Raw genomic sequence first — 12,734 nt, forward strand, 5'->3', positions numbered from 1 at the left:
AATAAAATTGTTTTAGTTCCCATTATTAAACAATGGTCTTGCTTAATAATGGGAATGAGTTAAAAAATACATTTGAAACTATTGATTGCAAAGGGTCACTTTCTTAAAGTGGTAAAACCTCCCGTCTTCCCCCCCAATAAACAAATCAACAAGATTGTCTTTGTCATTTAATAAAGGATAGATCCAGGCACCATGTCTATCTAAATTTATTGGCTTTCCATTTTCCTGACAAATTGGTTTAGGAATATCAAACAAGGGTTCTTCATTTGTTCCTTTATTTACCATTATATAGGCCGTTGCATAAGGTTTAGCTCCAGGTGCAACTTTTGACTGGGACATATGAACTCCCTGACCAAAAACGACATCCCATATTCCATCACTATTATAATCACATACCCCTAATGTAGCACGCCCTTCGTGCCCTGCAAAACCTACAATCCTTACTGGTTCTTTATTGTTGCTCATTAATACCTGTTCATTAAAAATGTTATTCGGTGCGGATGAATCTCTTTTATATACACATAAATTACCCTCACCATTAATAGCTACAAAAGAAGGTAGGCTTTTGGGTGAGTGATCTGACAAATATTTTTTTGGCAACAGAGCAGGTTTGCTTCTGCATGCCGCTTTGTATTGTTTTTTCAGGTACATTATTGGAACAGCTTTGGCTAAGACCGGAGCTCCTTTAGTCCCTGTATTTTTGTAAAACAGATACTTGCCAGTAATATCATTACAAACCACATCCAACAATCCATCATTATCCCAATCGCATACTAAAGGTTGTAAGTATCCCCATCTCTTTTCATTTGGTCCCTGAATAGAACCAGAATAGCCAGCCTGATGATGTATCAATTTACCATTAGCCAGCATCTTTTGAGGGATATCCCACACAGGGAGATCTGTGGAACCTAAATTTTTAATAAACCATAAAAACCCAGAAGCATCTCCTGCAATTATATCGGCAGAACCATTATTATCCCAATCAATGAAATTAGGAACTGCTAATGTTTGTACATGTAAATCTCCACCTTTAACCATCACTGGTCTGGAGTTCCATACACCATTCTTACTATAAAATTCCGTTAAAGTACCTGGGTTACCGCCAAGCAGAAATCCATTGCTTTTATCTATAGCTTTTGTGAGCGTTGTAGGCATACTAAAGTACGATTCTTTGGTTGTAGAGGGAATCCCTTTAGGAAGCCTGATCAATTTAAATACCATACCTTTATCGGAAATCCGAATATCATAAGCTGTTTGCTTATCCACATCATAGGATATTAAGACCTGCTTTTGACCATTCTGAAGAAAGTCTGAAACAGTTAATTTAATAGCGCTTGAATATTCATTAATTACAAATGGTTTATCATCTTCAAATACAGTTTTCCATGCACTGAAATTCCAATCGTTTAACTGTTCAGTGTAAGAAACCTGAACTATCGTTTTTTGTCCTAACCATATTCCATCGGCATCATAACCTTTGTTGAAGCCAATATCTGGATTTGGCGGAACACCCCATGGATGTTGGTTACCTGGCCAATAATTTCCTTTAATTGCTCTGATTTTCAATGCATAGTTCTTCCCTTTTTGTCTGAAAATAGTAAAATCGCCAGTCAAAGGTTTTCCATCTATTTTTATATCTATAGGATTAGTTAAAGTTAAATTATCCTTACTCTCGTTTGCTTTATAATACTGCCAGTGTTTATTCTTTTTATTTGATGCAATCAGCTTAGGTTCATCACTTTCTAAATAAACTACTTTAGTCTGGTCTATAGTTGCTGAAAGGTGATTTAAAAACTGAGGCCTGCTATAAATTAAAGCTCCATCATTTGTTCTACCCAATAATTTACTTAAATAAAATCCCTTTCCCAGAAGGGAAATATTCGTTAATAAATTACCACTTGGAAGCACTGTTGGCGTTAACTCCAAACCAAAGCTAAAATTGGTTACTAAACTATCTGGATATCTTAGTGGTGCTTGTAACTCGGATGTTTCTTGTCCAATTGCATTATTAATTGTATGAAAAAATAAAATTGCAGACAACAGGATACATCTAATGTAAGGCATGATCATAATAGTTAAAATTTTACCAGTCTTCATTTTGAATCAATTTTTTATTTACACCAGTTTCATAAGAAGGAAGAGGCCAGAGCACGTCTCTTTCACTAGCATTGGTATAATACTCTTTTCCAGACACGTTTACAGAAGCTGTTCCTACTGGTATTTCCAATAATCGAATTTTCATATTCTTATAGAAATCGCCCCATCTTACTACATCATTTTTTCTTAAAGCCTCAAAGCATAGCTCCCTTGCTCTTTCATTTTTCAATTCCGTCTTAAAGCCATCATAATCCAACTGCGGAAGATCAGCTTCAATACTAACTGCATTTAAAGGCTTTTTATAGGCTCTTCTACGCACTTGATTTATGGCATTATAAGCCAGAGGATTTGGATTTTTGTTTACCTCATTTATTGCTTCTGCATACATTAACAAAACATCTGAGTAACGTAACAAAGGAAAGTTCTGCGGAGTACCAACACTATTTCTAGGCAAAACGCTTTCGTTTTCTCTTCTGAACTTGCCACAAAATCTATTAATGATATCAATGTTAGCAGGCCATGGATTTTGCTTATCACTTAAATAACGAAAAGGAGCAATTGCCCAGTCTCTTCTGCTGTCGCCAGTTTGATATAAATCATATAACCATTTAGTCGGATGAAGAATTCCATTTGAATAACCAAAGCCACCCACTCCAGTAGCAGAATACATTATACCATTATTTATCCCTACCTGTCCAACGGTACTGGCGTATAAGCCGCTTCCATTACCATAAAATTCGACTTCCCAGATACTTTCTTTTATATCATATAAATCTTTAGCATAATTAATAAAAACCTGTTCGTAAGAACTATTAAGTGCATGTTGTCCGCTTGTAATGACTTTTTCAGCCCATTTTTCTGCTTCAGCATATCTCTCTGTTTCCTTTAATGGAAAACCAGCCATATATAAATTCACCCTTGCTAAAATACCCCAGACAGCAGATTTGCTGATTCTTCCTGCAGATTCTACTTTATTTGTTTCTACAACCAAATCAGCAGCTTGCTCCATATCCTTCAGTACTTGAGTATAAACCTCTTTAATTGAAGATTTTGGAATCTGAACATCTTCCTCCTTTCCAGATACAGAGGGTTTTAATACTAAGGGTACCCCTCCATAGCGGCTGACTAGCATAAAATAATAATAACCTCTTAAAAATAAAGCCTGACCTTTTACATTATTCCTTTCCACCTGGTCTATATCAATATCTTTATTCTCAACATTTGCCAATAAGAGATTTGCTCTGTTTATCCCTTTATAAATTGCTCTCCAATGATTCAATAACTTATCATCTGTTGTATTTACTGTATAATAGGTGATTGTACCCTTGTCGTTACTAAAATTTGGAAAAGCTTCATCAGCTTCCAGTCCCATGCGGCCCAACATAGTATTTCCATACACATAAGTTTCTCTCAAAGTAGAGTAAATACCTTTTAACGCAGTTTCCAGTTGCTCTGGAGTTTTGTAATAATTATCTGTTGCTAAAATGTATCCATCAATATCCAATTCCAGCATCTTTTTACAGGAAGGAAGAACACTTATAGAGAAAAATAACAACAAGCTTAAACAGCATAATTTAAAGTTCGAGATTTTCATATCAATATTTTATATATCTATAATCAATTTATAATGAGATGCGGGCACCTAAGCTGACAGTAAAGTTTCTTGGATAAGAAGAATAATCAAAACCAGGTGTCAACGTACTATTTGCAGTTGAAACTTCAGGATCAAATCCAGTATACTTTGTCCAGGTAAAAAGGTTCTGAGCGGAAGCGAATATTTCAAGCCCATTGATTTTCTTCAATAGATTTCTAGGTAGGTTATAGGAAAGGTTAACCGTTTTAAGTCGTAAAAAAGACCCATCTTCCAATGTCCGTGTAGAGTACCTGCCTTTAGGCCCAAAACCTCCAACCCTGAAATGTTCATTACTTTGATTTTCAGGTGACCAACGGTCTGCATATGAAGCGAACTGGTTAAAGTTAGCCCTGTTTGCAAAGTTTCCTTCAAATGCCAGTCTGTTTGCATTCATGATCTGGTTACCATAGTTCCATTGAAAAAACACATTTAAACTAAAGTTTTTATAAACAAAATTATTAGTAAAGCCACCGAAATGAACAGGTAGTCCTCTTCCAATAATAACAGCATCCTTATCATTTACAACGCCATCACCATTCTGGTCTTTATACTTGATATCACCTGGTTTAATAGTTGCTGCAGTATTTCCATTTGTAGAAACTCCTGCTTTTAAAACATAGTTACCATTTACAAGATCAAAATCTTCATATTGATAATTCCCCAGCCATTCGTAGCCATAAAACTGACCGGCAGGCTCACCTAATTTTGCTTGATATAAAAAAGTACCATTATAATCTCCTGTAAACGGCACAGTAGACTGTATCATGTCCTGACCTTCTGCTAATTCTAATATTTTATTTTTATTAAAGCTGATGTTGAATTCCGTTTCCCACTTAAATGCTTTGGTGTTTATATTTACTGTATTTAAAGTAAATTCCAGTCCCTGATTTCTAATTTTTCCTACATTTTTGTATACCGTTGAAAAACCTGTGCTTAATGGAAGGTTAGAGTTCAAAAGTAAGTCTCTGGTTATTTTTGAATAGACATCGACACTTAAGTTAATCCTGTTTTTTAATAAGGATAAATCATAACCTATATCCAGTTGTGCTGTCTTTTCCCATTTCAAATCTTGATTTCCCATATTATTCACCATGGCAATGTATTCCGGCTTCTGGTTATTAAATGAGAAGAATGTTGATAACACTACATTCTGATACCTTGCGTAATCTCCAATCCTATTATTTCCACTTAAACCATAACTAAGGCGTAATTTTGCATCACTGATAATATCTGATCTTTTAATAAAGTCTTCTCTACCCATCTGCCAGGCAAATGCTCCTGAAGGGAAGAATCCCCAACGATTTTGCTTTGCAAATTTTGATGATCCATCCATTCTTATAGATGCCGTAAATAAATACTTTGAATTTATTCTATAATTTGCCCGCCCCATTGCCGATGCTAATGCATTTCTTGAAGCTAAGGAGATAAGTCCTGCAGGCGAGCCTAATTGTAATGCTCTCAATTTCAAGTCTTCATTAGGAATATTAGTTGCTTCATAAGCATAAGTTTCTACTTCATTTTGCTGAAATGTTATTCCACCAACTACATCTAAACTGCTTTTACGAAAGTTCTTTTTATAAGTCAAAGTATTTTCACTAACCCAGCTTTTCAGGTCAGTATTGCCATAAGCTCCATTTACACCATTTACGTTAACACTACTGGCAAGTCCTTTATAAGTTTTTGAATTATAAAAGGCTTCATCTTTTGTTCCTAAAGAATTGAGCCCACCTCTAATGTTTAAGGTCAAATTATTAGAAATTGAATAAACTAAACCTGCATTTACTAATAAACTATTCTTAGTCTGTTGTCTGATTTCATTTTGTGTTGTAATCAATGGGTTCATTAAAGCCAATGCCACAGCATCTTCAGTGTCAAATAGATCATTCACAATATCTGCTTCATTAGAAACAGGTCTATATCCCAATGTTCTATACATTAAAAACGAAGCATAAGAGTTTGAAGAAGATTGACGAAGAGAAGCTACGGAGCCATAATTTCTGTCTACACTAAAGTTTACGTTTATATTAGCTTTCAGCTTACTAGTAACATTTTGGTCTATAGATACTCTAGCTTGAGTTCTTTTGTATCCAGAGTTTATAACAACACCATCCTGATTTACGTAAGAACCAGAAAAAGAATACTTTGTTTGCGGAGTTGCGCCTCTAATTGCCAAATCATGACTATTCATTACTGCACCTCTAAACAATAAGTCCTGCCAATCTATACCCTTAATATTTTTATAGTCTTCCAGCTTCATATTAGGTTTATTCAGATACAAATCTCCCATTTCATTAGGCTGCACTTCTAATTGATATTTCACAAATTCATAGGGACTCATCATATCCATTTTCTTTGTAACAAATTGCTTCCCTGCATAAGCTTTATAACTTACTTCCGGTTTGCCTGGTTTACCTTTTTTTGTTTCTACTATAACTACTCCGTTTGCTCCACGAGAACCGTAAATAGCTGTAGCCGAAGCATCTTTAAGTATTGAGATTGATTCGATATCCTGAGGATTTAAAGAAGAAGTAGAGAAATTTTCAATTGGAAATCCGTCTATCACATACAACGGAGAATTACTTTGCGTTAAAGAATTACCACCTCTAATAACAATATTCATCCCGGTACCCGGCTGATCATCATTACTTGATACCTGAACCCCAGAGACTCTTCCAGCCAGAGCCTGTTCAAAGTTTGTTACCGGGGCCTGTTGTAATTCGGCTACTTTAACTTCAGCTACAGATCCAGTAAGGTCCCGTTTGTTCACAGTACCGTAACCTACGACCAGTACTTCATCGAGTTTGGTTGGTTTTTCCTTTAATACAACATTCAAAGTATTCCGATTCCCGGTTGCCACTTCCATATTATCGTATCCAATAAAAGAAAAAACAAGTATTGAATTACTTTTAGATACTCTAATCGTAAAATTCCCTTTAACATCAGAGACTGCTGTTGCAGTACCACCTTTTTCCCTGATTGCAACACCTGGAAAAGGGATATTATTTACATCGGTGACTTTCCCTGTTATTACAGTTTGCATAAACTCCTTAGTGGTTCTGAAAACTTCGGGTTCCTTTCTTTTTACTAGTATAGAATTCTTATCTATATAATAATTAAGTGGCTGATTGCTAAAACACAAGTCCAACGTTTCCTTTAATGGCATGTTTTCTATATTTACTGTAATCGGTCTGGCCGCTTCTAGGTCATCCGAGTTGTAAAGAAAATCATAGCCGGTCTGCTTTTGCACCTGAGCAAAAAATGCTGCTATAGACATCCTATTCGCTTTCAAAGTAATCTTTTGAGCATAACTGGATGCACTAACCTGCATAATAGTTAGCAGTAATAAAACAGTAGATAGCTTCATTATAAGAAAAATTTTATACAAAGCAGAGGTGGCCCTGCTGCTTGGTACTGCAGTGGATTTTTTATACATTTGGTTATTAGGTTAATTAATATTTGGTTGTTTAAGGCAATAAATAGAATTATCCGACCCGATTTTTCGGTAACCGGAAGTGCAGCGAACACTTCCGGTATTTTTGGCCGATAATTGTCGTAAAAGATTAGTATTAGTCTACAACAATGATCCTCCTTCCTTCGAGCTTATAATGTAAGTTTCCAATTTTTTCCAATTGAGCAAGTAAGTCATTTAAACTTTTGGTTCTGTAGGACAAACCTCCTAGCTTGGGGCTCTTTTTAGTATTTCTATATTCTACTTCTACGTCATACCATCTAGATACTTTTTTCAGCACACTCTTAATATCTTCGTCCTGAAATTTGAAAAAGCCGTTATGCCAGGCTATTACATCTTCAGTATTGACTTTTTTTACCACAATACCATCTACTCCATCCATTATTAAAGATTGCTGACCAGGTACCAAAAGAGACTTATGCTTATTTTTAGAAACTTTTACTGATCCTTCTAATAAGGTGGTTGCAACCTCAGCATCATCTTCATATGCAGAAATATTAAAATGCGTCCCAAGCACCTCTACCACGCTTCCTTTTGCTTGGACATGAAATGGTACTTTTTTATCATGTGCCACTTCGAAATATGCTTCCCCCTTAAGACTCACTTCTCTATTTTTCTTAGAGAATTTAGTTGGAAATGTGAGCGATGATGCAGAATTTAACCATACCCTGGTACCGTCAGGAAGAACGATATGATATTCACCTCCATTAGGCGTTTTGATCGTGTTATAACTTGCTTCTTTCTTATCAACAGCTGGTAAGTCTGATCGGTTATAAACTAATTGTCCTGCACTGATTTTTCTAATGGATACATTTCCTTCATTTGCCAGTTCTCCTGTTTGTGCATCACTTAGTGATATTTGCTTGCCATTTGCTAATGTAAGTACAGCTTTGTTGTTACCAGGGTTAATTACGATTTGATTACTCTTAACATTAGCGGTTGTATCTTCTTTCTCCGAAAGGATAATATAGAGAATTGCAAAAACAGCAGGTACTAATATAGCTGCAACGCGGAAGAAGCTGTTATAAAAAATTCTTTTGTATATGGGTAAATGTACACTGTTGAACTTAGGATCTTTCTTTATCAGATTTAAGACGGCATCTGCTTCTGCTCCCCTAAATGATGGTCCACTATTTATCCCTTGCAATTCCCTATCAATCATCTCATCCATTTCTTTCTGATCAATATCTTTGGTAAGATCCATCAACTCAAGACAATCTTCTTCACTGATTGTATGATCTAAGTAGGCTTTTAATAAAAGCTGTAATTTTTCTTTGTTCAAATCTGGTTTATATTTGGCCTTTTAGGGGCTGTTAAAAGAGAGTACTTAAAATGCGGACTATAGGACTATTCAAAATGAAAATAATTTTAAACTATATAAAAAAGCGCCAGGAAATAGATTAAATCGGCATATTTCAGCTCTTTCTTTATGGTCTTTAGTGCTTCAACCATATGGTTTTTCACTGTATTTTGAGAGATATTCAGTTGATTGGCGATCTCGAGATGAGATAAACCATCATGACGACTTAATTTAAAAATCAGTCGTTGTTGATTAGGTAGCTTACTTATTACATTTTGGGTAAAGCTTTCCAGTTCATTTGCCAGAATTTCCTCTTCTGTAGTATTTCTGATTACCTGGAGATTAAGTAATAATTCCTGTCTCAATACTGATGATTTACTAATTTCCTTATAGGCATCAAATGAAAGTCTTTTGGCAATTACATATAGATAAAGCCACAAATTACCAGATGGATCGAGCCTTGAGCGAAATAGCCATAGTCTTAGAAATGTTTCCTGAACAATTCCATCACATTGCGCTCGATTTTTTACAAATCGGAATGCCAATCTAAAAATTCTTTCAGAATAAAGATGATATACTCTATTGAACGCAGATTCATCCCCTGCAATAAGCTTTTCAATATCTAAACTATCTGAATTTTTGTACACGCTCAGGCTCTTTTAGATTAACAATAGCTTAACTAAAGTAAATCAAGGTTTTCACATCTATTTGGTTATATGTTATGTCCTCTTTCTAAAAATCAGAAGGGCATTACACAAATATGCGAGATACAAGCATTGTCGCTTTAAAATTTATTATCCAAATTATGTACTATATTATCAGTTTATTAGAGTTGTATCTTAATTACAGATATCGACATCAATTAACCAGAAATATTTAGTTAGTTTGTAGAAACAATCTAATAATGACGCTATCTATAAATAACCTTCGCGGTAAACTCATGCCCTTTGGGCTATGTCTTTTGATGTTTATTTCTTGTAATAAGGATAAATATGACCGAATCATCCCGCTGAAGTTTGATCAGAGTTCACTCCCTATAATCGCCAACAATGGTCAGAATTATTATGGCTATCTCTCAGCAACGAATGTTACACTGCTACAATGAATATTACGAAAGGAAGGTTTGATGTCACCTATAAAACCCATCGTCCTTTTATTCTTTAGTAGCAAATACAATAACTGGTCTTTATCTTCCAGCATAAATTTAATACGGAATTAATTCCATATTATTCGTGACTAAGAGCGAGTAAGTGTAGACAGCAAAAAAAAAGCCTCAAATTTCTATGAGGCTTTGCAAGCCTATTTTGTTATTGGCCGTATAATCATTCTAAGTGATTGATCTTTGGTGAAATAAGAAACAATCCAATTATACAAGGTTGCAATCTTGTTCCTATAATGTACCAATGAAACTAGGTGAATAAAAATCCAGATAAACCAAGCAACAAAACCTTTGAAATGCAAATTAGACGGAAGATCTACTACTGCTTTGTTACGTCCGATTATAGCCATAGTACCCTTGTCCTTATATATAAAAGGTATTAGTGGAATTTATTATCTGTTGTTTGTATGCAGGTATCACCAATTGCATATACATTTTTTAAACCCTTAACTTTATTAAAAGCATCTGTGATTAGTCGTTTTCCTCGTCCGTAACATTCTCTGGGTATCCCCTCAAACATTTGTGAGGTAACCTCTAGCAGGGTATTTTTGAAGTATTGATATTTTGGACCTATCCTTCAATGATCGGGCTCCATCACTTGGCTTAACCATTAAAGTATGTTCTTTTTTATTATTCACTTCGATCCTCTTGAAATAATCGCCCAGTCAATTGGCACTTGTCATCAGATTATTGGGTAACAATCAAAAAAAAATGTTCAGAAGAGAATAATTAGTTGATTTTGCAAATAAATGTATTAATTTTAATTACCTAGCTAAAAATCACGGGATAAATAGATAAGGAAAAATATGGCGCTTCTTAAAAAAAAATCTCCTTTGAATGAAAATGATCGCTTGGAGGAAATGACTCAGTTGTTAAATCAAACAAATCAGGAATTATATGCTTATAAATACGCGCTCGATGAATCTTCAATAATAGCAATTACCGATCAAAGAGGAATCATTCGCCATGTTAATGATAATTTTTGTGAAATTTCTAAATATCGCCGCGAAGAATTAATTGGCAAAGATCATCGGATTATCAATTCAGGCTATCATGATAAAGAATTTATAAAGAACCTATGGCATACCATTGCAAACGGTAACATCTGGAAAGGTGAATTAAAAAATAAAGCAAAAGATAATAGTTATTATTGGGTAGACACTACCATTGTTCCATTTTTGAATCAAGAAGGAAAGCCTTATCAATATATCGCCATCCGATCCGATATTACCGAAAAGAAACAAGCCGAGCTCGAAATTAGAAGGCAGACCGAACAAATAGAAAACCTCCTGGAATGTATTACGGATGGTTTTATTGGCCTTGACAAAAATTTACATTATACGTATGCCAATAAACAAGTTGGAAAAATATTAGGCTTAAATGAGGAAACGTTAATTGGTAAAAACATATGGGAAGTATTTCCTGAAGCCGTTGGCTCTTCCACATACCATGCTATACAAAAAGCATTAACTGAAAAGATATATATATGCCATGAAGATTATTACCAACCTTTAAATCTATGGCAGGAAAACCGTATTTACCCCATTGGAGATGGCCTTTCCATATTCATAAGAGACATTAGCAAGCAAAAGCGGGAAGAGCAACACCTGAAGTTACTAGAATCAGTAATAACCCATACAAACGATGCTGTATTAATTACACAGGCTGAGCCTCTGAATGAACCGGGTCCGGCAATCATTTATGTGAATGAAGCTTTTACAAAAATGACGGGCTATACATCTGAAGAAATAATCGGAAAAACACCCAGAATTTTACAAGGGCCGAAATCAGATAAAAATGAACTAAAAAAGCTGAGCGAGTCCTTACGAACCTGGACTCCTTGCGAAGTTACATTGGTCAACTATAAAAAAGGCGGAGAAGAATTTTGGATTAATTTAACAGTAACTCCTGTAGCTGATGAAAATGGTTGCTACACGCATTGGATATCAGTCCAACGAGACATTACCGAGAAAAAAGAAATGGAAACCCTTTTGCATAAAGCTACAGATCTAGCTGGTATCGGTAGTTGGGAGATAGATTATGTAACCGGAACTATATACTGGTCTGACCTCACAAAGGAAATTCATGAAGTTGACCTAAACTATAAACCTGATTTGATATCCGGAATTAATTTTTATAATGGAATAGAACATCAGGCTATTATTAAACGGCATATCGAACAAGCCATTAATAACGATATATCATTCGACACTGAGACGCAGATCGTCACACATAAAGACCAAATAAAATGGGTAAGGGTTATCGGTGAACCAGAGTTTGTAAATGGTACCTGCGTCAAGTTAAGAGGAAGCTTTCAAGACATCACTGAAAGAAAAATATCAGAAATAAAACTCAAAGAACTAAATCAAAACCTTCAGAATTACAGTCGGGAGTTAAGTATTTCCAATGCCGAACTGGAACAATTTGCCTATGTAGCATCACATGACCTTCAGGAGCCCTTGAGGATGGTCACCAGTTTCTTAACACAAATAGAAAAAAAATATGCTCCTGTAATTGACGATAAAGGAAGACAATACATTCATTTTGCCGTAGATGGTGCTAAAAGAATGCGTCAGATTATCCTGGATTTACTGGAATTTTCAAGAGTTGGCAAAAAAGAGGATAACCTAGAAGAAGTAAATTTGAATATCCTTATTACTGAAATTACCAGTCTTTTTCGCCAGCAAATAAAAGACACTAATGCTAAAATCGTTACTGATGTATTACCTACAATAACAACTTATAAACCTCCAATCAGGCAGGTTTTTCAAAATCTCATAGGAAATAGTTTAAAATATCAGAAACCGGGGGTTAATCCTGTTATTTCAATTTCCTGCGGAGAGTTGGGAACTTACTGGCTTTTCTCTATAACAGACAATGGTATAGGAATAGACACACAGTTCTTCGATAAGATTTTTGTCATTTTCCAACGGCTACATAATAAAGATGAGTACTCCGGTACCGGAATGGGGCTAGCAATAACAAAAAAAATCGTGGAAAACCTTGGTGGTAAAATTTGGGTTGAATCAGAAGAAAATAAGGGAACCACCTTTCACTTTTCTATTTTAAAATAACA

Annotated in this window: 7 protein-coding genes; 1 reads left to right on the top strand and 6 read right to left on the bottom strand. The window is 35.1% G+C overall.

What is annotated here, in order from left to right; translation table 11 throughout:
* Positions 1-78: 78 nt before the first annotated feature.
* The 6 genes from ABDJ41_RS20165 to ABDJ41_RS23050 form a co-directional block, all read right to left on the bottom strand.
* The gene (locus ABDJ41_RS20165; protein ID WP_349787925.1) at positions 79-2,097 is read right to left on the bottom strand and encodes a hypothetical protein; all 2,019 of its coding nucleotides are present in this window, start codon (positions 2,095-2,097) and stop codon (positions 79-81) included.
* Entirely contained in the window at positions 2,084-3,691 is a 1,608-nt protein-coding gene (locus ABDJ41_RS20170; RefSeq protein ID WP_349787926.1) for a RagB/SusD family nutrient uptake outer membrane protein, read from the bottom strand. Before ABDJ41_RS20170 ends, ABDJ41_RS20165 begins: the two co-directional genes overlap by 14 nt.
* A gap of 28 nt (positions 3,692-3,719) precedes the next feature.
* Positions 3,720-7,094, bottom strand: coding sequence for a TonB-dependent receptor (locus ABDJ41_RS20175; RefSeq protein ID WP_349787927.1), 3,375 nt, complete (start codon positions 7,092-7,094; stop codon positions 3,720-3,722).
* Between the two features lie 202 nt (positions 7,095-7,296).
* A complete protein-coding gene (locus ABDJ41_RS20180) occupies positions 7,297-8,481 on the bottom strand; it encodes a FecR family protein (RefSeq protein ID WP_349787928.1) in 1,185 nt (394 codons plus the stop codon).
* An 86-nt stretch (positions 8,482-8,567) separates the two neighbouring features.
* A complete protein-coding gene (locus tag ABDJ41_RS20185; RefSeq protein WP_349787929.1) occupies positions 8,568-9,146 on the bottom strand; it encodes an RNA polymerase sigma factor in 579 nt (192 codons plus the stop codon).
* A gap of 652 nt (positions 9,147-9,798) precedes the next feature.
* Positions 9,799-10,008, bottom strand: a complete 210-nt coding sequence (locus ABDJ41_RS23050) for a hypothetical protein (protein ID WP_502930354.1) — start codon at positions 10,006-10,008, stop codon at positions 9,799-9,801.
* A gap of 456 nt (positions 10,009-10,464) precedes the next feature.
* Here ABDJ41_RS23050 and ABDJ41_RS20190 point away from each other — a divergent pair, with 456 nt between their 5' ends.
* Positions 10,465-12,732 (top strand): PAS domain-containing sensor histidine kinase, encoded by a 2,268-nt coding sequence (locus tag ABDJ41_RS20190; RefSeq protein ID WP_349787930.1) that lies wholly within the window; start codon positions 10,465-10,467, stop codon positions 12,730-12,732.
* The last annotated feature ends 2 nt before the right edge of the window (positions 12,733-12,734 follow it).

The organism is Pedobacter sp. ASV1-7 (genome assembly GCF_040203335.1).
GTDB lineage: Bacteria > Bacteroidota > Bacteroidia > Sphingobacteriales > Sphingobacteriaceae > Pedobacter.

Excerpts from the sequence above, each read along its gene's own strand:
- ABDJ41_RS20165 (WP_349787925.1), bottom strand. The coding sequence starts at position 2,097 with ATGAAGACTGGTAAAATTTTAACTATTATGATCATGCCTTACATTAGA.
- ABDJ41_RS20170 (WP_349787926.1), bottom strand. The coding sequence starts at position 3,691 with ATGAAAATCTCGAACTTTAAATTATGCTGTTTAAGCTTGTTGTTATTT.
- ABDJ41_RS20175 (WP_349787927.1), bottom strand. The coding sequence starts at position 7,094 with ATGAAGCTATCTACTGTTTTATTACTGCTAACTATTATGCAGGTTAGT.
- ABDJ41_RS23050 (WP_502930354.1), bottom strand. The coding sequence starts at position 10,008 with ATGGCTATAATCGGACGTAACAAAGCAGTAGTAGATCTTCCGTCTAAT.
- ABDJ41_RS20190 (WP_349787930.1), top strand. The coding sequence starts at position 10,465 with ATGGCGCTTCTTAAAAAAAAATCTCCTTTGAATGAAAATGATCGCTTG.